22 protein-coding genes and 1 pseudogene are annotated in these 20971 nt (G+C 57.9%); 6 read left to right on the top strand and 17 right to left on the bottom strand.

Annotated elements, in window-relative coordinates; translation table 11 throughout:
- Positions 1-132: 132 nt before the first annotated feature.
- From NTD80_RS20905 to NTD80_RS20920, 4 genes are all read right to left on the bottom strand, one after another.
- A complete protein-coding gene (locus NTD80_RS20905; RefSeq protein ID WP_315974942.1) occupies positions 133-1242 on the bottom strand; it encodes an FAD-dependent monooxygenase in 1110 nt (369 codons plus the stop codon).
- Positions 1243-1384: 142 nt separating this feature from the next.
- Positions 1385-1969 (bottom strand): isochorismatase family protein, encoded by a 585-nt coding sequence (locus NTD80_RS20910; RefSeq protein ID WP_262134806.1) that lies wholly within the window; start codon positions 1967-1969, stop codon positions 1385-1387.
- Positions 1970-2025: 56 nt separating this feature from the next.
- Positions 2026-2865: a pirin family protein gene (locus NTD80_RS20915; RefSeq protein ID WP_262134807.1), complete on the bottom strand. Its 840-nt coding sequence runs from the start codon at positions 2863-2865 to the stop codon at positions 2026-2028.
- 10 nt (positions 2866-2875) lie between these two features.
- Positions 2876-3940 (bottom strand): alkene reductase, encoded by a 1065-nt coding sequence (locus NTD80_RS20920; protein WP_262134808.1) that lies wholly within the window; start codon positions 3938-3940, stop codon positions 2876-2878.
- A gap of 101 nt (positions 3941-4041) precedes the next feature.
- On the opposite strand from NTD80_RS20920, the gene NTD80_RS20925 reads away from it, so the two are divergent.
- The 3 genes from NTD80_RS20925 to NTD80_RS20935 all read left to right on the top strand — a co-directional run bounded on the left by NTD80_RS20925 (position 4042) and on the right by NTD80_RS20935 (position 6064).
- A complete protein-coding gene (locus NTD80_RS20925) occupies positions 4042-4923 on the top strand; it encodes a LysR family transcriptional regulator (protein ID WP_262134809.1) in 882 nt (293 codons plus the stop codon).
- 504 nt (positions 4924-5427) lie between these two features.
- On the top strand, positions 5428-5871 hold the full coding sequence (locus NTD80_RS20930) for a DUF4263 domain-containing protein (protein WP_262134810.1): 444 nt from the start codon (positions 5428-5430) through the stop codon (positions 5869-5871).
- Positions 5872-5908: 37 nt separating this feature from the next.
- Positions 5909-6064: a DUF4263 domain-containing protein gene (locus NTD80_RS20935; RefSeq protein WP_262134811.1), complete on the top strand. Its 156-nt coding sequence runs from the start codon at positions 5909-5911 to the stop codon at positions 6062-6064.
- A 189-nt stretch (positions 6065-6253) separates the two neighbouring features.
- Here the strand turns inward: NTD80_RS20935 and NTD80_RS20940 are convergent, their stop codons facing one another.
- The 12 genes from NTD80_RS20940 to NTD80_RS20995 form a co-directional block, all read right to left on the bottom strand.
- A complete protein-coding gene (locus tag NTD80_RS20940; RefSeq protein ID WP_262134812.1) occupies positions 6254-6985 on the bottom strand; it encodes a TIGR03747 family integrating conjugative element membrane protein in 732 nt (243 codons plus the stop codon).
- A gap of 90 nt (positions 6986-7075) precedes the next feature.
- Positions 7076-9181 carry a type IV conjugative transfer system coupling protein TraD gene (traD, locus tag NTD80_RS20945; RefSeq protein ID WP_262134813.1) on the bottom strand — a complete coding sequence of 702 codons (2106 nt, stop codon included), beginning with the start codon at positions 9179-9181 and terminating at the stop codon, positions 7076-7078.
- A gap of 8 nt (positions 9182-9189) precedes the next feature.
- Positions 9190-9705, bottom strand: a complete 516-nt coding sequence (locus NTD80_RS20950) for an integrating conjugative element protein (protein WP_262134815.1) — start codon at positions 9703-9705, stop codon at positions 9190-9192.
- Positions 9702-10250, bottom strand: a complete 549-nt coding sequence (locus NTD80_RS20955; protein ID WP_262134816.1) for a lytic transglycosylase — start codon at positions 10248-10250, stop codon at positions 9702-9704. Before NTD80_RS20955 ends, NTD80_RS20950 begins: the two co-directional genes overlap by 4 nt.
- On the bottom strand, positions 10232-10951 hold the full coding sequence (locus NTD80_RS20960) for a TIGR03759 family integrating conjugative element protein (protein WP_262134817.1): 720 nt from the start codon (positions 10949-10951) through the stop codon (positions 10232-10234). The genes NTD80_RS20955 and NTD80_RS20960 overlap by 19 nt, the downstream gene beginning before the upstream one ends.
- Positions 10952-10960: 9 nt before the next feature.
- Entirely contained in the window at positions 10961-11632 is a 672-nt protein-coding gene (locus tag NTD80_RS20965) for a chemotaxis protein (protein ID WP_262134818.1), read from the bottom strand.
- The gene (locus NTD80_RS20970) at positions 11629-12171 is read right to left on the bottom strand and encodes a PilL N-terminal domain-containing protein (protein WP_262134820.1); all 543 of its coding nucleotides are present in this window, start codon (positions 12169-12171) and stop codon (positions 11629-11631) included. Before NTD80_RS20970 ends, NTD80_RS20965 begins: the two co-directional genes overlap by 4 nt.
- A 106-nt stretch (positions 12172-12277) precedes the next feature.
- Positions 12278-13024, bottom strand: coding sequence for an ABC transporter substrate-binding protein (locus NTD80_RS20975; RefSeq protein ID WP_262134821.1), 747 nt, complete (start codon positions 13022-13024; stop codon positions 12278-12280).
- Positions 13025-13074: 50 nt separating this feature from the next.
- Positions 13075-13569, bottom strand: coding sequence for a RadC family protein (gene radC / locus NTD80_RS20980; protein ID WP_262134822.1), 495 nt, complete (start codon positions 13567-13569; stop codon positions 13075-13077).
- 100 nt (positions 13570-13669) lie between these two features.
- Positions 13670-13927: a hypothetical protein gene (locus tag NTD80_RS20985; protein WP_262134823.1), complete on the bottom strand. Its 258-nt coding sequence runs from the start codon at positions 13925-13927 to the stop codon at positions 13670-13672.
- Positions 13928-13998: 71 nt separating this feature from the next.
- The gene (locus NTD80_RS20990) at positions 13999-14580 is read right to left on the bottom strand and encodes an STY4534 family ICE replication protein (protein ID WP_262134824.1); all 582 of its coding nucleotides are present in this window, start codon (positions 14578-14580) and stop codon (positions 13999-14001) included.
- A 905-nt stretch (positions 14581-15485) separates the two neighbouring features.
- Positions 15486-15827, bottom strand: a complete 342-nt coding sequence (locus NTD80_RS20995; RefSeq protein WP_262134825.1) for a helix-turn-helix domain-containing protein — start codon at positions 15825-15827, stop codon at positions 15486-15488.
- A 209-nt stretch (positions 15828-16036) separates the two neighbouring features.
- On the opposite strand from NTD80_RS20995, the gene NTD80_RS21000 reads away from it, so the two are divergent.
- Positions 16037-16294, top strand: a complete 258-nt coding sequence (locus NTD80_RS21000) for a hypothetical protein (protein WP_262134826.1) — start codon at positions 16037-16039, stop codon at positions 16292-16294.
- A gap of 43 nt (positions 16295-16337) precedes the next feature.
- On the opposite strand, the pseudogene NTD80_RS21005 reads toward NTD80_RS21000, so the two are convergent.
- Positions 16338-16707 (bottom strand): annotated as a pseudogene (locus NTD80_RS21005) (topoisomerase DNA-binding C4 zinc finger domain-containing protein); the annotation flags it as partial.
- A gap of 566 nt (positions 16708-17273) precedes the next feature.
- On the opposite strand from NTD80_RS21005, the gene NTD80_RS21010 reads away from it, so the two are divergent.
- A complete protein-coding gene (locus NTD80_RS21010) occupies positions 17274-18224 on the top strand; it encodes a LysR family transcriptional regulator (RefSeq protein ID WP_262134827.1) in 951 nt (316 codons plus the stop codon).
- A gap of 224 nt (positions 18225-18448) precedes the next feature.
- Positions 18449-20947, top strand: a complete 2499-nt coding sequence (locus NTD80_RS21015; protein WP_262134830.1) for a TonB-dependent receptor plug domain-containing protein — start codon at positions 18449-18451, stop codon at positions 20945-20947.
- Positions 20948-20971 lie beyond the last annotated feature (24 nt).

Raw genomic sequence — 20971 nt, forward strand, 5'->3', positions numbered from 1 at the left:
CGCTGATCGGTCATTTGCATTCGACCTGACCAGCTGTTTGCATCGGATTTGACCAGCGCAATGGGAGCGCCTTGACCGGTAGCTGGCGACCCAAAGCGGACTCTGGCGATTTAACCGTCTGCCCGCCTCTCCTCATGCTCGGGCGAGTTCCACATACTCGCGGCTAATGTTAATTGAGTGCTTCACCAATCCCCTGATGAATGGCAGCCGAGCCTGCTCATAACGCGCGAGCACCGTAGCTAAGGTTTCTCCGGGGCTTCGCCTCGCCAGCAGCTGCGCCACGGTCGAAGCGTCCTCCATGGCAGTCAAAAGCCCTCTGCCTGTCATCGGCGTGATGAAGTGCGCAGCGTCACCAATGATCGCCATGTTGCCTCGGGCAAGCCGCTGGGGAAGGTATTCAGCGATGGGAGAGCCGCTAAGCGTGTTTGGAGAGCGGATACCTGCCAGCACCGCTTCCCGCCATCTTTCCGGCCATATGGTCTGGGCACGATTCTCTAGTGCGGATTTGACACTGTCATCGATCAGGCCTCGGGCGAGAGTTCCGACAACATGCCCTTCTGCGGTCAAGCAATCAGTACGACGCAACAGCTCATCTTGATGGGCATCAAACCAGGCAAATGTGATTTGTCGCTGTCCAGGCTGAACAGAGCCGTCGCGGCCTGGCAGCGTTGCAGCAACGAATCGATAACCGCCTACGAACTCGATCCAAACGCCACCATCCGAGGGCCAGGACACCGGTTTTTGGAGCGCTCGCTCCTCAACAAGGCCACGCCATACGAGATAGCCCGCGTATCGCGCAAACGGGGCCTCAGGTGATATGGCTCGTCGAACAACGCTGCGATAACCATCCGCCCCAATGTCCACTGGTGCCGTTTGCTGATGGTCATCTGCGAAGGTGATTTGAACTGAGTCGTCCAGGTCAGAAACAGAAGACACTCGTCTGTCGCCTTCAAGCACTATGCCGGGAGTCTTGTTCACTCGATCTCGTAACCAGCCATAGAGCGCTGGCCAGGTAGTGAGGTCTCTGTAGGCCGGGACGACAGGGAGCGCAGGTGGCACGCGGGGATCGTACCCGGTTGTTGTGAGAAGAGCCGAGTCGACGGTTAGGCTGTCGCCACCTAAGGCGTGTCTTTCGGAGTGTTCAGGTACACGAACTGTTAAACCTGATGCTGCGCAGGCGAGTGCTAGGGTGAGTCCGGCGAGTGAACCGTCGATGATGGTGATCTCTTTGTCTGAAGCCATTCGTTCAAGATCCGGTGATGAGGACAACCATGAAGGAGGTGACGCCCTGTCGACGGCATTGCAAAAAGGCGACTCATTCGTCGCCTCTATTGTTGATGAATCAAAGGAACGACATCTCGGCTCCTTTGATCATGATCATGGATCAGTCGCCAAATGCTTCCATCAGCACCTGAACCAACTGACCGCCTTCTGGGGTGGCCCAACTGCCTGCCAACTCGGCGATCAACTGGTTGGTGGTAGTGAGGGTCACGCCGGCTTTATCCATGCGGCGCAAAGCGATGTCATCAGCCATAGCAGTAGGCGAAGCACCACCGTCAGCCACGACCTGAACTTCGAAGCCATCGCGTACTAGCGACAGCGCCGGGTATACAGTGCAGACGTCGTTGGTCACACCAGCGATGATGAGTTTTTTGCGGCCTGTGGCTTTCACGGCAGCGGCGAAGTTTTCGTCGTCCATTGCATTCACGATGCCCAGGCGCTTGATGCGACCGGTGAATTCGGTCGGAAGGATCTCTTCCAGCTCACTCAGCAGAGGGCCTTGTGCATACTCCTCCATACTGGACGTCAGCACGACTGGAAGCTTGAGAATGCGAGCAGCTTTGGCGAGCATCAGCGCGTTGCGTTTGAGTTCTTCAAACGGCATGGACTTCGCCCAACCCATGGTGCCGACCTGGTGGTCGATCAGCAGGAGTGCAGTATTGTCGGCACTGAATTTTTCGTACGTCATGGTCTTTCTCCTAGCGACTGTATGGGGTGTATCACCCCGGTTGGGGATCATTAACTTCAATTGGCAGCTTGCAGAGTTCGAAATGCACCGCGCTGATATCCACTGACTGCATTGGTCAATGCCTCTGCGGAAGCAAGCGCCAGGGGCCCTTGCCAGAACACAGGCTGGTTCAAAGGAACGCCTGAAAATATGACCGCTTTGGCGTTGCCACTCTTTGCAGTCAGAGTCACAACTCGATCCGCTGTTTGTGGCAGATCTACAGCAGCCTCGGGCTTAGTCAGGTCGAAGGGTTTGCCGTCAACCAAAACCTCACCGTCGATGGGCATCACGAAGGCGACATGCCCCTCGGGAATAGAGATCGCGACTTCACTCCCATCCTCCAGTGAGATGTCTAGAAGGCGTACTTCTGTAGGCACTACCAGCGGTGACACCGCACCCTCGAAGCTTCCGAAAGGCACGCGAATCTTTGCTCCTTGTGTATATATGACAGGCACATCCTGAGCTTCGAGACTTATCGCAAATGGCGCAGCGTTCTGCTGTCGCTCCGGCAAATTGATGAATATCTGAAGCATGTGGACGGTCTTGCCGGATTCAGCCGGAACCTCCTCATGCACGATGCCTTGACCTGCTGCCGTCCAGTGCAGCCCGCCCGGTTGAATCAGATTGCGGTTACCCAACGAGTCTCGGTTGTCGATGCCTGTTTCCGAGTCCAAAAACAGGTACGAGACTGCTGAAAAACCTGCATGAGGATGGGGTGGGAACGTCGGCCCGCTGATCCACGCGTGATCGACACCCAAAAATGGATCGATTGGTTTTGCGTACTGGTCACCACGTAGGCTGAACGCCCTGAATTGGCTGCCATGGTTCATACGTTGCAAACGTGCACTGGATGACATGACGGTCTCCTTATGCCCGTTCGGACATGGCTGGATAGTCGATATAGCCTTCAGCGCCAGGGGCGTAGAAGAGGTCTTTGTTCGGTTCGTTCAACTCAGCACCGGCCTGGAAGCGTTGCGGCAAATCAGGGTTGGCCAGGAATGCGCCACCGAACACAGCAGCATCAGTCTTGCCTTCTGCGATCAGAGACTGAGCGCTTTCTTTGGTCTGGCCACTGCCGATCAGGTAGCTACCGTCGAACAGAGGACGCAGGGCTGCGTGGTAGTCGAACTGGGCACCAAACAGCGCCACATGCAGGTAGGCGAGGTTCAGATCGCGCAGTTGCGTGACCAGATAGGTGTAGGTTTCCTGCGGGTTGGCATCGACGATGTCATTGAAGTTCATCTCTGGCGAAACCTTGATACCTACGCGGTCACCACCTACTTCACTGACCATGGCAGCGAGTAGCTCCAGGACGAAGCGGGTGCGGTTTTCGACCGAGCCACCGTATTGGTCGTCGCGCTGGTTGCTGCCGGTGGACAGGAATTGCTCTGGCAGGTAACCGGAAGCTGCATGCAGCTCGACACCGTCGAAACCGGCTTCAATCGCCAGGCGGGCCGCGTTGCGGTATCCAGCGATAACATCAGCAATTTCCGAAACGGTCAGTGCGTGCGGGGTGACGAAATCTTGCAGGCCAGTTGAAGTATAGGTTTGACCCGCTGCCTTGATCGCCGAAGGAGCCTGAGGCTGTGCACCGTTCGGTAGAAGCGATGGATGGGACACTCGTCCACAGTGCATCAACTGCATGAAGATGCGACCACCGCGAGCGTGAACGGCGCTAGTAACTTTCTTCCAGGCGGCCACTTGGTCAGCTGTTTCGATACCAGGGGTGCGTACGTAGCCTTTGCCCATGGCAACCGGGAATACGCCTTCGCTGATGATCAGGCCTGCCGAAGCACGCTGAAAGTAGTAAGTGGTGACCAGATCGGAAGGTACGCCAGCATCGTCAGAGCGCGAGCGAGTCATCGGCGCCATGACCATACGGTTTGAGAGGGTGTAACGACCTACTTTGACTTCAGAAAAAAGAGAGTTCATTGCGGTGTTCCTCAGTGGTGATGTGCCTATGATTAATCAATCCGTATTCGGGATAAATCCGGTAAAATTGAAATCACTGATCCACTGATGGAGCAATGCGTTTGGAGTATCTGAATGACATGGCGTTGTTTGTCGAAGTTGTGAAGGTGCGCAGCTTTCGAAAGGCGGCTGAGGCACTGGACATGCCCAATTCAACGTTGTCGAGACGTATCAGCGGCTTGGAGAGGGCCATCGGCCTTCGGCTGCTACATCGCACAACTCGGAAAATTGAACTGACCGAGGCGGGGCAGCTGTATTACGAACGCTGTAAGCGGATCGTCGACGAGGCGAGACTTGCTCATGAACAATTGGGGGAAATGCTGGCGCGTCCGAGCGGCCTTTTGCGAGCCTCACTTCCAGTGGATTTCGCGAATGTCTACCTGGCACCACTGATCGCGGAGTTCGCTCGGCTTTATCCGGGCATCAGCTTTGATCTCGACCTCACACCCCGACAGGTAGATCTGATCAGCGAACCAGTCGACGTCGTGATCCGCATGGGGGAACCCCCAAGCTCCAATCTGATTGCGCGGAAGTTGGCCAGCCTGCAACGCTTCCTGTACGCCTCACCTCATTACCTGGAAGTGTCGGGAGAGCCACAATCACCTTTGGATTTGACTCACCACGAATGCTTGCGACTGCGCGGCCCAGGTTCGGATCGCTGGACGCTTTCGGGCAACGGTGAAACAGAGCAGGTCGATATCAGCGGGCGTTTCGAACTCAACAGTGTCGGAATGTTGAGGCGTATGGCGTCGTTGGATCTGGGGATTACGTTGCTGCCAGAGGGCATCGCCGCTCAGGACGTGGCGGAAGGGAAACTGCGAAGGATTCTGCCTGACTGGCAGGGCTCGCCTGTCTCGGTGTATGCCCTCACTGAAACTCGATTGCTTCCTGCCAAGACCCAGCGGTTCATCGAATTTGTGCGCGATAAACTAGCCGCCCAATAGCGCCACTAAGATGCCATTTGGATCCACAGGAGTTCCCTTTTGGCCGATTTATGCACCTCGTGAAGGGCAGCTTCGGGTCGATTTTCACCGGTCAGGTTCGGCCAGCGGACTGGTCAAATCCGATGCAAACGACTGGTCAAGTCGAATGCAAATGGGTGGTCAAGTCCATGCAATTACTCAGCGGCCATCAGCATTGCCTTCCAGGCACCAAATGCGCTGCTGTCCGATAGCGCGCGCGGCCAGTCGATTGCTGCGATCAATTTGTTACTGCAGCGGGCACGAAGTGCCGAACGGGATTTCGCGTTGCGTCCTGACGCTATTAGAGTCGGTCAGGTAGAGGACACAATTTCCCAGCTCAATGATCGGGCTGAGGCGTTAAGTTCGGAGCGGTTTCCACCAGTTGTGCAAGTTGGCGCGGCTGGAGAGCTTGTGGAGGTGCGGTTAGACCGGACGAGGCAGTCTGCTGCTACGGTGCGTACCCTACGAGTGGCCACGGTGCGGATGGTGCGTGAGAACGCGGCGTTGATTGTGAAGGACGCACCGGATGCGCTTATGGAGCTTCACGCGGAAATCGAGCGGGTCACCTTGGCCAGCATGATCGAGGGTTATGAGCGGATGTTGGCGCAGGCGCTGCTAGAGGGCCGTTGGCAGCGCTTCTTCGAGGAAAGTATCTTCAACTTGACGACGCTCTTTGCTCGGCCGGTGCGCCTGCTCCACACCCAGTTTCATGCCAAAGGGTCGAACCTGGCCGGTTCCGGTGCCCAAGTGGGGGATTTCCTGCTCGGTGAGTTGGGGCAATCGCTGGCGATCGTTGAGATCAAGAAACCGGCTACGGTCCAAGCGCCGAGTTCAGCGGAGCAATCAATCAGGTCCTCTATCAACAGAGTGCTCTTCAAGCAACTGGTTGTTCCACCAGACACAGCCAGAGCTTCGGGACTCATGTCCTGACGCAACGAAGTGCGTAGTTATCGCAGGCATGACTCCAATGGAAGAAGCGCAGCGACGCAGCTTCGAGATCTTCCGTAACGTATGCAAGAACGTTGAGGTAGTGACCTTCGACGAACTATTGGGCAAACTGAAGATCCTGTTGCACCATCTGACTCCACCAGAGCGGAGAGATGGGGAGGCTGACCCATTCTGACAGAGTTGGTTTCGGCGAATATCGATGACAGGGCGATCCGTCCAGACCACTTCTCTGATGAAGTTGTGGCTCAGCCTGGTGTGTATGAAACCCGCACCAATCTGGTAAAGGATGTGCTGCACGGCTGCGGCCGCCAAGCACGTGCGTCATCATATCGACTGAAGTAAAAAATGAGCACTTGTGTTGCACTTAGATATATTTTTTGAACGTCGCCGCCGTGATTGCCATGGTCACCCCAAGCAACACGGAGCAAGGCAGAAATACCGCCATTGGACTGATCGAAAAGGGTAGAGATAGGTAAATGATCCAGGGCACGATCAGCAGTGGCATCACTGCTCGTTTAGCGCGGTGATAGACAAAACTGCTTTCTCGCCCGGCCCCAAACTTACGCAGGTCGCGACGCATCAAGCCATCGATAAAACCGGTGAGCGTGGCTAGCAGAAACAAGGGTATGGCCAGGACCAGAATGGTTAGGCGCACCACGAAGGTAAAGGTCACATACACCGCCGCCAGCACGAAGTCCTCAATGCTCACGTAAAGCTGATTGGTCCAACTCCAGAAACTGATGCCCTGGCTCGATACCCGTGCCTGCTGGGCAAAGTCCGCAAAGCCGGTCTTGACCAATAACCACTGATTGAGCAAATCCAGCCATTGGACAATCGTTGCCCCAGGCTGTTGGATGAGAAGTGAAGATTTGAAGTGCTCGCTGAGCCAGCCTAACTCACTGGTTAGCATGGCCTGACTATGCCGCCAGCCCTGATCGCCCCAGAACAGCAGCAAACCGGCGAACTCGATGAGGATCGAAAACAGCAACGAGGCGATCAGCAAACCGATGATGCGTAAAACCAAGCCAATCGCCGAGACGATTAATCCCGGGCGCTGGATCGGTTTTGGTGGCGTATTCTGGGCGGAAGTCGCCATCGTTCACTCCATTGCACGCTGCAGCGTTGATGTGGGCACGACGCCTGCCGAATACGTGTTTTCTGAATCGAAACCTGTGGCGGGTACGGACTACCCCGCCTGATCCAGATCGAAGTTTATTGTAGGGCCGCCACCACTGTCGCTCCACCATTGCCCCGCCTGCGCGTTGTAGGTGGCCCGCATCCGCTGTGTGAGCTCCTGCAGGTCCTTCGGCATCGCATCGTCATTGGAGGGCTTAGGCAAGGGCATACGGACTTTCCATAGCTGTCCACCGGACTGGAAGGAGAACATTTGCCCCTTGGGCAAGCTGACGATGTGTGCGGGCTCGATCAACGGCACGCTGGTGCTGCTGACGTGATCCTGGGAGGACGAAGTGAAATCTGTATTGGCTTCAGGATCGGAGGTGTCGGTCGCCCCCGACACCAGGGTTCTAGTTAGCACGTTGATCTTGGGCAACTGCTGTGTGAGCAGCTCCGCAGTGGCAGTCTCGCGTACACGGAGCATCTGCAGGGTGTTGAAGTTGCCAACAACCTGGCCAGCTTTGGCGCGGTTGCCGATACGTGCTTCGATATCACTGAGGGTCTGGGTGTAGGCGGTTACCTGAATACCGGCACCACCGCCCTTATTGATCAGTGGGATGAATTCATCACCCATCAACTCGTTGAACTCATCGGCGTGGAGGTTGATCGGCAACTTGTCACTGCTATTACCCGATGGTGGTAGGCCATGGTCGATGCCGTGTTTGTAAATGTGTCCGGCGACCGAGACTAAATCGGCGAACATGGAGTTGCCCACAGCGGCGGCTACCTCGGCGTCGGTCAGAGCATCCAAACCGACGTAGACGATGCCGCGTTTTCGGATGATCTGCATCCAGTCGAAGATTGGCCGCGGGTCATCTAAGTCGGTGTAGTTTGGCGCCAGCAGTTGGGCGGTCTTACCGGTGGTGAGTTTCTCCAGCAGCGGCAGCAGCGAGGCAACGATTTTGTCGAAGTAAGTACGGTCATATCGTACCGCTGAACGCAGTCCGTCCATTACCGGATCAAATACCCGCTTCACCGCTAGGTACTGCTCGATAGCCACCACACGCTTTTCGCGTCCCACCATATGCCGGGGAATATTCTTCTCGGTGAGCTTGCCTTCAAGCTGGACGATCACTTCCCACGCTTTCGGGTCGGTCTTGGCGAAAAACTGCTGGGCGTATTCGATGAACAATGCGTCGATGTTGACCACATGTCGCTGGATCTGCAGGTAGTCCGGACGTCGGCCCAGCTCGATCAGTGCGCGGGCGATGATGTTGACGAAACGCCAGGCGAACTCACGGAAGGCCGCAGAGTTACCTTCGCCACTGAGCTGCCCGGCGATGCGTGATGCCACTTCCGAGATACGCCCGAAGCGTCCCACCGCATTGTATCGAGCGGAGATCTCCGGCCAGCCTAGATGGAAAACATAAAACTCCTTATCCCGACCGGCCCGCTTGGCTTCAACGTACATCCGTTTGAGCAAGTCGGCGTCGCCCTTCGGATCGAAGACGATGACCACCTCATGTTTGACGCGATGAATGTCCTGGGTGATGTACACTTCGGCGAGCCGGGTCTTGCCGACACGTGTAGTGCCGAGCACCAGGGTGTGTCCGACCCGTTCGCCCAGCGGCAGACTGACTTCCGTTTCATCGGGCTCGACCCCATGCAATAGTGGCGAGCCACCGACTGGGGGCAAAGGCCGCAACGGATTGAAGGCACTGTCCCAGGCCGTGACACGGGCCAGTATCGAGAGTGGAAACGGTGCATGCTCCAGGCGCCGTTCGAGTCCTCGTGCCAGACGATAGCGGGTCGGTTGGTCGACATAGTGTGCGACTGCCGGACCCTGGGCCTCGACCAAGCGTTGGGTGTGCAGGCGGGTCCAGCGAAATCCTCGGCCCATGAACAGACGCTTGCGGCTGACCGGAATCTGCCGACTGGTCAGTTCGTAGCGGGGCAGCCGGCGGATATTGCGTCGATAGCGCAGCACCTCCCAGGCTTGTCGCAATCGGATCAGGCCGAACAGGGTATAGGCCAGCGCCGCAGCCAGCCCGATCTCGGGTGAGAGGGCCACCGCCCAGGGCGAGTACACGCACAACACCGCGGCGGCGATGCAGATCGCTACGGTGTACAGCTCCACTGCTGGCCGGAGCTTGGATTCCATCGCATGCTCGGCCATGACCTGACTCACTGTTCCAATGAGGTGGCGGTGATCAAGACGGGGTAGTGCTTTATCCGCAGGCGGGTAGCGATGTCGTTGCCGTTGACCGGCAGGATGGTGATGTCCGGAGCGGCTGCTCGAATTCGGGCCAAAGCTTCCGTATTGGTTACTTCAACCGCTAGACCGGCCGCGCCTATTTCCTGCAGTTCAGTCGCGCGTTGACGCAACCAAGCCAGTGACTGGGGATCCTCACCGACCAGGAAAAATGGCCGTAAGCCCGGCATGTTCAGGGCGCGAGACGTGATTTGGCCGGGACTCAAGTGAGAGCTGCGGACGGGTAGTATCCAGGCTTCATCGGCAAACGTGGCCAGGTCCGCATGCATGGCCCGATCAGGCAGGGTCTTGTAGTTTATTGGCGGCCTGGCGACCTGAAAATGGGGTAGGGTGAAGTCGCTAGGCTGATCCCCGGCTACGGTCAGTTCCGGCTGGGCGAAAGGAGCCAAGAGCAGGATGAAATAGCAGATAAAGGATATTCGCTTCATGGTGGTGTGCCCTGTTTGAAGGAAACCTGCAGTCGTTCGAGTTGTCGGGAAAAGCCGGCGCGGTAACGCGCGGCCGGCGTTCCTCCTGCCGGGCGGTGATAGCGGCCGGCAGCTGACACCCAATCACCGGTAGCGGCGTGATGCTCCTGCAACAGCACGGCGGTCACGGCGAGATTTCGGTAGGGATCAAGGGCTTCGCAGGGGCTGGAAAAGCGTTGCCCGTGGTAACCCAGGTTGGTTTGTCCGAGTCCGGCATCGACCCGCTTGGCGTCATGTCGGGCGAGTGCCTGAAGTAAGGCGTAACATGCGGCCCGGCGAGTGGCGAAGCGGTAGGGTGTTCCGGCGATGTTCAGTGTCCAAGGCCAGGGCAGCAGCCGACCACGAACGCGGATACCACTCTCCTGCTGGGCAATCGCGAACAGCACCGTAGAAGGGATGTCGGCGTCATGCGCCGCCAGTTGGTAGGCAGGAGGCGGCAGTTCGTCAGCCTGGACGGCGAGCATCGTCAGCAGGAGCGCAATACCACTCAGTCGAGGCGTTCCCATTGTCCATTCACCTGTTGAAATGTGGCAGGCAATGGCCCCGGGGCACCCAGGCTGAACCAGCGACCACGGACATGGTTTAGGGTGATCTGCCGGCGTTGAACCTTTGCCGGATCGATGTCCGCTTGCCGAGCCCAGCGACGGACGCGTTCATCCTCGCCTTGGCTGCCCACCAGGTAGATATCGAACGCCGTGTCACTGATTTGCAAACGTTGTGCTTCAGCGGTGCAGGCAGGACAGTGCTCCTCCACAAACAGGGCTGGGCGCGGGGCGACCGATGAGCTGGTAGGGGACGAAGATGCCATGCCCTGGATCGGCAGCAGCCCGGGAAACAGCTTGGTCCAGGCCGCGGTGTAAGCGTTTTGGTAGGCCAATTCACGCTCGGCGCGTTTGGCTTCCAGTGCTACCTGTAATTCGGCATAGCGCTGGCGCTCTTGGTCGGTCTGGGCCTCGACCCCGAGTGCGGTCAGCGGATCGAGGTTCGGGCTCCAGAAACCGCGTGGACCGGTTTGGATCTGTTCGAAGCGCGTCCACTCCTGCTCCGTCAGGCCCCAGCTTGCCGCCTGTTCAGAGTGAGAGCGCCCCAGCGGAGCGGACTGCGTGTCTTGGATCTGTGCCTGTGTCGTGATGGGGTTAGCCATCGCAGCGCCCATGGCCAGTAGCGAAGCGAGACTGACAACGGTGGGCAGTAGCGCTCTGTTCATGATGACTTCTCAAGGGAGGTGCACGGTCTGGTCTGGCTGAGCGTCCACCGCGAAGATGGCTGAGTTCGGCTCCAGTATTTTCAGGCGCCAAGCCCCTTGCTGCTCACCGCCATGTAGCAGCCGGACATCCGTGAGCGAGCGACTGTCATGGGGTGCGACCGCCAGAAAGCGCTCACCACCGCGGGATTCGACACTCAATACTGAAAACGGTGGCGAGAGCGGGGCGAGTTTGGGGCGAACGGTCTTTTTCGGTTTGGTCGCAGAAGGCGTCGGCGGTGGAGGGAATGGCTTTGTCCTGAGGTCCAGGAGCTGCTGCTCGACCTGTTCAAGGCGTGAGCGCAGCGCTGTCAGGTCTGCCTGGGTGGCGCGGGCTGCGAGACCATCGCGCAGTTCCTGTATCTCTTGCGCCCACTGATCCAGCATCGGATCGAGTGTATTGGCCTGTTGCTCACCAGTATCGACCATCTGCTTCAGGTCTTTCAGCGCGTACTGCAGCTTCTCCTGGGCGTCCTTGAGGGCGTTTGAGTCACGTTGCAGGGTGTCCAGGGTTTGTCGGTATTGCGTGTTCGAGCTCTGCAGTTCTGCCATGCGCTGGTACTGGTTATACAAACCACCACTCAGCCCGGCAACCGCCAGGCAAAGTAAGCCGACGTTGAGGGTTTGAAACGTTGAGGCTTTCATGGCCGCGCCTCCGATCGATGGGGCAAGACGGGTGTGATCGGCGCGACACCGGCATCCGTTTTCTGCTGTTCGAAGCAGGTCGAGCGGTTGACTTCATCGATTGTGAGTTGCCAGGCGGGGCCAGCCAACACTTGTAGCGCGCGGCTTAAAGGGATTGGACCAAGCCGGTAATGGGCCGCGGGCAGGGGCCGAGTAAAGAGCACCTTCACCGCTGCGGTATCGGGACAGAGCGAATAGCCCGAGCGCTGCAATACGTACTGCAGTGCATCCTGCACCGAAGGGTTCAGGCTGGATGGGATGCTCACGTCGATGATCTGGGTGAGAAGGTCGCGTTGTTCCGAGGTGGGCTCGGTGCTGACCAGTGTATAGCGGCCATAGCGGAGTTCTGCCGGGTGGCCTCCTTCGGCCGGGTCCCTCGAAAGCCGGGCCTGATTGGAGCCACTGCCGATTTCTGGATGGGGCGGCAATAGGGTGGGGATTTGCGCGGTGCAGGCGCTCAACAAACCCAGTAGACAGACAGGGGTGAAAAAACGCTCCATGGAAAAAACCTCATGTCAGATTCAGTGCAGAACCTGACATGAGGTGAAGGAGCGATTCAGTGAGAAAGTTGATTCAAAGCGGGTCGTGTTAAAGCAGAACGCGTTGTTACTCATCAAAAATGGCGAGTCCATCCAAGATGGTGGCGTCGGGGTCGAAGATCAACAACCGCACATCCGCCAACGCCGCCAGGTATAACACCGTGACCAGGGCTTCCGGTGTGCCGGCGTCGAGTTGCTCTTGTCTCAAGCTTGAGTAACGTTTGCCCTCAATGTTCAGCAAGTTCTCGTCCGTCCATGGTGTGCCGATCAACTTGCAACCGATGCCGCAGCAATCCGGCAACGCGAAAAGTTCGAACAAAAGACCGGTTTGCCTCGGAGCGGAGTGACTGACCCACCCTTCCAGATAAAACATCGCTTCTTCAGGAAGGTGTGCGGTACTAATCTCCCAGGCTCGACTGTAGTGTCCCGTTTCGAAGCGCAAGCGATGGACCATGGCTTGGGCTTCTTCCAGGGAGTACAGATCACCGACGTGATGCTGCTCGTTGAACATCTCGCCCATCACGGCGTAGATCACTTGGCGCACCAGTCCGGTGGACTGGCAGCGTTCATCCAACTCTTCAGGAATGGATTGACCTTCGCTGATCAAGGCGAAATCGTCATTGAACAGGCAGGGGAACAGTTGCAGTTCATCGTCGGGCAGATGGGCCTGTGAGTCGTGCACGGGTCGAAAGCAGGGAGGACAGTCGTTTTCGTAGGTGATCAGTAGCAGCCGTTCGATATGCAGGTTGTCGTAACCGCGAGCAAAGGGGTTTGAGGCCGTCAGCAGGGCTGGGGCTTGGTGTGTGGGGTTCATGAGCGTGCTCCATATGAAAATGAACAAGGCGCCCATAGGCGCCTGTGAGGTTAAAGGCAGCCGTATTCGGCAAGAGAGAGCGGACGACCTTCACCCACGATGAAGTGATCCAGTACGCACACGTCGATCAAGGCCAAGGCCTCTTTTAACCGTGCAGTCAAGATGCGATCCGCCTGGCTGGGTTCCGTACACCCTGAGGGGTGGTTGTGAACAAAAATGGCGGCCGCAGCGTTATGCGCAAGGGAGCGCTTAACGACTTGGCGGGGGTAAACGCTGGCGCCATCAATGCTGCCGTGAAAGAGGACTTCGAATGCCAGCACCCGGTGCCTGGCATCGAGAAAGATCACACCGAAGACTTCATGCTCATGTTGCGCAAGGTGCAGCTTTAAGTATGAGGCCACAGTGTCAGGCGACGTCAGGTTCGGGCCGCGGGCGAACAGCCGACGATCCAGAATATGCAGCGCTTCGTCGATCACCTGGTTTTCTTGGACGATACGATCTGCCTCGAAATCCGGGGTTTCAATCAGTGTGAGTGGGGTGCTCATGGTGGTACCTCCGAAGGGAACAATCAGGGGTACACGCCCGAGGGGAGTGGTATCCCCAAGGTGGGTGTGGAGTCGTGGGCGTTAGCAGATGACGTGTTGTTTACAGCCGAGTGAATCGGTGACGTTGGCCGTGTAGATGTGAACCACAACCATCGCAAGGCAATGGAGAAAAGGCGCTTACTCCCCAGCCGGCTTCGGGATCGAAATCGGTACTGATGGGCATCAACCGAACCAGCCCACGGTGTATCGCGGCGATGCGTTGTTCGACCTCATCCTGCGAGTGATACAGCGATAACGTGCTGTAGTCCTCGTAAGCCGCAGCGAATAGGCAGTCGTCGCAAAGCCAGAAGGATTCCATGTCGGTTCTCCTGTGCTGATTGAAGAAAAGGCGCTCGATTGAGCGCCTTGATGTAAAATATCGTGGATTGTTCAGGCGGACTGAACAGTACGCGTGGCATCACGGCGGGCCGTGCGCGGAGTGGGTGGAGATTCAGGTTCAACCCGAGCCTCTATTGGGTTTTCGGTCTCCTCAACTTCGGCATCAGCCGATGGTGGGGATGGTTCACTGTTTGGCGCTTGCTCAGCAGGTGCTGTTGCTTCCTGCCTGGCGGGCGCTTTGTATTCGAATGTGCCGTTGACCTTGATCCAGTCGATGAACAACAAACGACCTTTCAGGCTGGCGCCCGGTTGGCCTTGTTTATCGCCTTTCTCGTAGAGAAACGGATCGATCCACAGGTCGCCGATACGGAACGACAGCAAGACCTTTTTCTCGGCTTTGACGGCGTCCATGTAGAGACGAATCAAACGTTCAGCTTCGCCTCCAGCGACCTTGCAGTCGAAGCGGGTGTACTCCACCGCATCGGTGGCACCGTGCAGGGCTGCAATATCGCAGGCCATGAATGGCTGGCCGCGGCGGACTTGTACTTCACGAACACGGTTGAGGTAACCGATACCGATGGTGTGCAGGTTAAAGTAAGTGGTCACTTCTTGGGATTGGTTGGCGTGGGCCATGGTGGTTCTCCTGTTTCAAGGGAAAACGGCGACGCACAGTCCCTGACGAGGGAGTGAGTCCCCGTCAGGGTGGGTAAGGTGAAGGCGAGCGATGAACGACTCACCACCGGCAAGCCGATGACGATCAGAACGATGCGCCTTGGGGGAATAGCGGTGCAGCAGAGGAGCGTCTGCGGTGGTGATCCGCAGACACGGGGTAGTGGGCATTCATCACCGCTGAAGCGGTAACCGCGCGAGCCTCCGAACGCTGATCGCACTTGGGTAAACCACCACGAACGTGGCGTAGCCTTGAAGGTTCAAGCTACCTGGGCTGGGCTGTCAACGACAGCGAACCACGCCCTTTGTATAAGCCTGTCACAGGGGAGCGTCAAGACGCTGCAACCCGATTTTTTACGGCCGGAATACGGTGGCAGTCACTGGAATGAGAAAAAGAAGAGCTGGCCTGGTGGGTCACCAGGCGAGGAATAGAAAAGCCACCTTTGACGGTCATACGCAGTCGAAAAGCTCCTCGCAAAGCTTGGTTTAACTGCGCCTTGAGTCGTCAACTGACCCTTGTCGTGGCCTGGGTCGGAATATGCTGGCACGCATCCGCGCACAAAGGGTGCCCAGTGTTTCCCCGGCGGGCCCCGGGGCTGAATACGATCGCCGAGGCGGATGACCGCTGTTGCCTTGTAGAGGCAACACTGGTCATCCGCCACCACGATCAGGTCGAGCACAAAACGGGAACGAAATCCCGCAGAGGAGAAGGCTCCGAACTCTAAGAGTCTGACCGAGCTGCCCGGAGCGAATCGGTCTTGGGTCGCCGTTGGCGATGATCCTGAGGCACTACAGCAGAGAGGGTGGGACGACGTCAAGGCAGAGTGCGCCGCCTCAAAGACCCCGGTATCGGATGCGAGTGAATGAACTCACTTGTTGGCGAGATGAGCGACTAATTGTTCGACGGTTGCCAAGATAAAGGCACGGTCGCTTTCTTTCAGACCGTTCAGCAGACCCGCGATCATTTGGCCCTGGTCATTGGGACGATTGCTCGACTCCGTCAGCAGTTCATCCATCCTGCAGTCGAAAATATCCGCCAGTTGCATCAGCTTGACCACGGAAAGCTCCACCACACCTCGCTCTAGACGCGATACAGCTTCGCTGCCGATCCCCAAGCGTTCAGCCACCTCTTCCTGAGTCAGATTACGCTCGCTGCGGTGCTTCGCGATCATGCGCCCGATTTGGGCTTGGGTTGGATGTTTATGTGCCAAGTGATGAGTTCTCCAGATCAACCCGAATGGTTGAGCAAAGACCCGTTGACATGAACATCCTTAACGGTTGAGTATCGACTTATAAGGTTGTTATATTGGCTGAAATCGCTGTGTAATGCGACGTGGCTTCTATTCCTCCAGGAATCAGAGTCCGAGGTGGTCAGTGAGAATGAGCGGTCTGATAGGGCCAAGCTGAGGAACGGTTGAGCATGGAAGAGAAGTGCGAGAACGTCATGGATCAGATCTGGGATCGAACACTGGAGCTGTTCATCAAGATCCATGATTGCCCAGATAACCCCGAACACTTCGACAGCCTTGTTCATTGGCTCAACGAAAATCCTGATCACCTGAAAGCGTTCAACGAACTGGGGCAGATATGGATTTCGACAGGTATCGCCCTGGCCCGTGAAATCGGACAACCGCTAAGCGACTTAGAGAGGGATCAGTCACCGTTGATGATGCACTGACCCCTACATCACCCCAATGCTTATGTTGATCTCCAATGCCGCCTTATGGGCAAGGCGTATCTTTTTTGATCGGGGCAGTGCCCTTGCAGTCGGGGTAGTGGGAGCATGACCAGAACGGCCCTGATTTTCCCTTTCGCTTGAGCATTGAGGCGTTGCAAGTGGGGCAGGCCGGGCTGGCTTCGACAGGCATGGCTAAAGTCAGTGAGCCGCAGTGTGCGACCTGTTGCGCTATCCAGTTTGCCTGCTTGGCGACGAATGCATCCAGGGTCAGACGTCCCGCTTCGATTTCGTCCAGAGCTTGTTCCCAGATGGCGGTCATACCCGGGTTCGCAACTGCAGCGGGTACGGCCTCGATCAGGGTATGAGCCACACCCGAGACCATTAAGGCACACTTTTCTTAGCAAATAGCCGCGATGTCAAAGTCCTTTGCATAACCAAGTTTTGACAACAAACAACTTTCAGGTATATCCAGGCTTGCTCTTATATCAGACGCTTGGAACTGTGAGGCGGTTTTTTCTCCGGCTCCATATCATAACAATAGCGGAAGCGGTTATTTGTAGAGCATAAGCAGCAATTTCTGGTTCAACTTCTGACACCTCCGTTCCCTTGCCATGACCTCGGTTTTATTTCGGAAGGGTGAGAAATAATGCTTTCAAAGCTTTGAGCTCATCTTTCAAATTGTCATTGGCTCTTATGTGTTGGCTGAGTAGATGTTGCTTGGTGCATTTCTGCTGGCAACGTTAATCCTGCTGGTATTCCGACCCGTATCCAAGCCGTCCTGAGATGCAGGTGCTGAGCGGTGTACCATCGGTACGGGCAGCCGCGAAACTAGAACAATGCGACAAGTAACCGTCAGGGCAACACTATGTCCTGACACCGTCGCCTTGGGCTATGAATATAACCGAGTGAATCCGGTCTGCCCTGACGAGTTGCTGCTGTGTACACTCCACCGCCATCACTTACTTCAAAGGAGATACCGGTGGATCTACGCCAGCTCGAAGCATTTGCCGCAGTCATGTCGGCAGGCAGTGTCACCGGTGCCGGGCAGATGCTTGGTCGTTCGCAACCGACGGTGACGCGCCTGATCCAGGAATTGGAGCAGGAGCTGGGCTTTGCGTTGTTCGAGCGCAGCGGCCCGAAAGTCACGCCCACCCAGAAAGCCTTCAAGCTCTCGGCTGAGGTGGACAGTGCCCTGCAAGGCGTTCGGCATGTGCAGCAGCGCGCGTTGAACATTGCGCGCGACGAGAACCTCAGCCTGCGCGTTGTCGCCACCCCGGCCCTGGCGGCGGGCCTGGTGCCGCCGGCGCTGGCGCGTTTGCCGGCGAACCTGCGGCCGCAGCAGTTGCAGATCCAGAGCCTGACGCCCGAAGGGGTGGTGCAGACGGTGCTGGCCAAAACCGTCGACCTCGGCGTGGTGAGCCTGCCCCTGGAGCATCGTGGCTTGGAGGTGCACTGGATCGGTGAGGCCGCTTGCGTGGCGGTATTGGCCGAAGACTCACCGCTGACAAGCGAGTCGGTGCTGAGCATGCAAACCCTGGCGCAACACACGCTGATCAGCATTTCCAACCCGTTTCGGTTCCGTCGTCGCATCAACAAGGCGTTCGAAGTGACGGGCGCCGAGCCCCAGCACATCCTTGAAACCAACACCTCGCTGACCGCTATGCAAATGGCCCGGGCCGGCCTGGGCGTAGCCCTGGTCGACCCGTTCACCGCGTTTGGCGTGCCGCTCACGGGTGTGGTGGTGCGGCCGATCGAAAGCACCATCCCGTTTTTCTTCGGCTTGATTTCGGCCTATGCCAGCCCGCTGTCCGAGGTGGCCCAGGCGTTGATCGAGACACTGCAAATGTCCTCCAAGGAATTGCTGCCGGGCATGATCATCCACCCGGCCAGCCGCCATGACGCGTTGATGCAACGTATCTACGCCAGCTAAGTCTTTATATTCAATTATGAACTATGCATAGCTCTATTAATTAGTGGATGGAATAAGTGGCGCTGTTTAGTATTCATTTACCGCATTCAGTGCGCCAATGAATACATAAAACGAATTGATGGCTGTTCACCCAGCTCATCTTGCTTCGCGGACATCCAGCCGACCTCGGCAAATCGCCGCACGACCAGTGACACCCTTTTGGCGATTTCTCGGGGAGTTCGCAGATGCAACCCAGCTTTTCATCGACTGCATTTTTTTCACCGGCAGCTTTTGCGCTGACCGGCCTGTGCCTGGCCTCCACGCCGCTGTTGGCGGAGGAGGATCAGGACAACGAACGCAAGAAGGCCGAGCCGGTCATGCAAACCGTGGTCTCGGTGGGCAACCGTGGCAACCAGCGCACCGTGGCGCAAAGCGCCGTGCCCATCGACGTGATCGGTGGCCAGGAGCTGGAAAAACAAGGCGGCAGCACCGCGCTACGCGATGCCCTTGAACACCTGCTGCCCTCCTTCAACGTGGCCAAGGTCACCGGCGGCGCCTACAGCAACGTGGCGCGGGCGGCGGGCCTGCGTGGCCTTGGTGGTGGCTACGTGCTGGTGCTGGTCAACGGCAAGCGTCGCCACGGCGGTTCGGTGGCCTCGGAAAACTCGGTGCTGGTCGAGGGCTGGAACCCGGCCGACCTGGACCTGATCCCCATCAGCGCCATCGACCGTGTGGAAGTACTGCGCGACGGCGCGGCGGCTCAATACGGCTCGGACGCCATCGCCGGGGTGATCAATATCATCCTCAAATCCGACAGCAGCGGTGGCAGTTCCAGCACCATGGCCGGGCGCCGCTCCCATTACGCCAGCGGCGTGGGTTCCAACGGCGAGACCTACCAGCAGACGTTCAATTACGGCCTGCCGCTGCCCAACGAGGGTTTTTTCAACTTCGCCCTCGACGCCAAGAAGCAGGACAGCACCAAGCGTTCCGGGGTCGCCACCGGCGCGTTCTACTACCCGGTCAACGGCCAACCCGACCCACGGGAAAATACCGTGGAAAAGCGCAGCTTCGGCGGCGGTCTGCCCGAGATCGAGCAGATCAACCTGTCGTATAACGCCGAGTTGCCGCTCAACGATTCGACCGCGTTGTACTCCTTCAGCACCCTGGGCAAGCAGGACGCCCTGGTCTCTATTGGTTTCCGGCGGCCCAACTCCAACACCATCATCAACGAGCTGTACCCGGACGGCATCGCGCCGGATTTCACCTTTGAAAGCCTCGACTACCAGAGCACCTTCGGTGCCCGTGGTGATGACCTGGCCGGCTGGGGCTGGGACCTGAGCACGTCCTATGGCGCCAATCGCCAGAAGCAGATGACCGACAACAACCTCAACCCGTCCCTGGGCACCGCCAGCCCGACGGATTTCACCTTGCAGACCAACCAGTTCACCCAGTGGACCACCAACCTGGACCTCAACCGCAAGCTCGATATTGGCACGCGCAACCCGCTGAATTTCGCCACTGGCCTGGAGTACCGCTTTGAGCAGTACCGCACCGAATCCGGCGATGTGGATTCCTACCGCAATGGCAACTACCGCTATCCGGTCGGCCACCCGCGTGCCGGTCAGTTGGCGGCCATTGGCGCCCTGGGCAACTACCTGTTGCTGCCGGAAGACGAAGTGAACCTGCGCCGCAGCAACTCGGCGGCCTATGTCGACCTGGGGTTGGACGTGACCGATAAATGGTTCGTCGGTGCTGCCGGGCGTTTCGAGCATTACACCGACAGCTCTGGCAATACCTGGACCGGCAAGCTCTCCACCCGCTACGCCTTCACCCCGGAAATTGCTGCACGCGGTGCCCTCAGCAGCGGTTTCGTCGCACCCTCGATGGTGCAGCAGGGCTATGCCAAGACCGGCCTGGGCCGCCGTACCGTGGGTAACACCACTCAGGACATCATGATCAAACGCGTACAGACCTACTCGGCCATCGGCCGGGCCCTGGGCGCCGAAGACCTGGAGCCGGTGAAGTCGCAAAGCGTCTCTGCCGGCCTGACCTGGACCCCGGTCAAAGACCTCAACGTGGCGCTGGACGCCTACCTGATCGACCTGCAAGACCGCATCGCGCTGATCAGCCCGTTGTCGGGCGCGGCGGTCGACCAGATCCTTGCCGCCAATGGTTTCTCCCATGTGCAGCAGGTGCAGTACTACGCCAATGCCTTCGACACCCGCACCAAGGGCCTGGACTTGGTGGCCGACTACACCCAGCACCTGGACCGCTTCGGCCGCCTGCGCTGGAACATCGGGGCCAACTGGAACAAGGCGACCATCACCGACCTCAAGGCCAACCCGTCGCAACTGCAAAGCCTGGGCCTGCAACGTTTCGAGCGCACGGAACTGGGCGGCATCACCGACCTGACCCCCAAGAGCAAGTACATCGTCGGCCTCAATTGGCAAGTCAACGACTGGGACGTCGGCCTGCGCACCACCCGCTACGGCAAGGTCAAGCGCCTGGGCAGCGGCACCACTGGTGTGGATGAAACCTTCAGCGCCAAATGGATCACCGATGTCGACGTGACCTATGCCCTGACCGACAACGTGCGGGTCTCCCTGGGCGCCGACAACCTGTTCAACGTCTACCCCGACAAGCACACCGTGACCGATGTTTCCGGCGGTTCCTACTACTCGTCGATCTCGCCATTCGGCTCCTACGGGGCGTTCTACTACAGCCGCCTGAACATCGACTTTTAACCTCTGCGGGCCACCTGTCCGCTC

The organism is Pseudomonas sp. 13B_2.1_Bac1 (assembly GCF_025466155.1).
Taxonomy (GTDB): domain Bacteria; phylum Pseudomonadota; class Gammaproteobacteria; order Pseudomonadales; family Pseudomonadaceae; genus Aquipseudomonas; species Aquipseudomonas aylmerensis.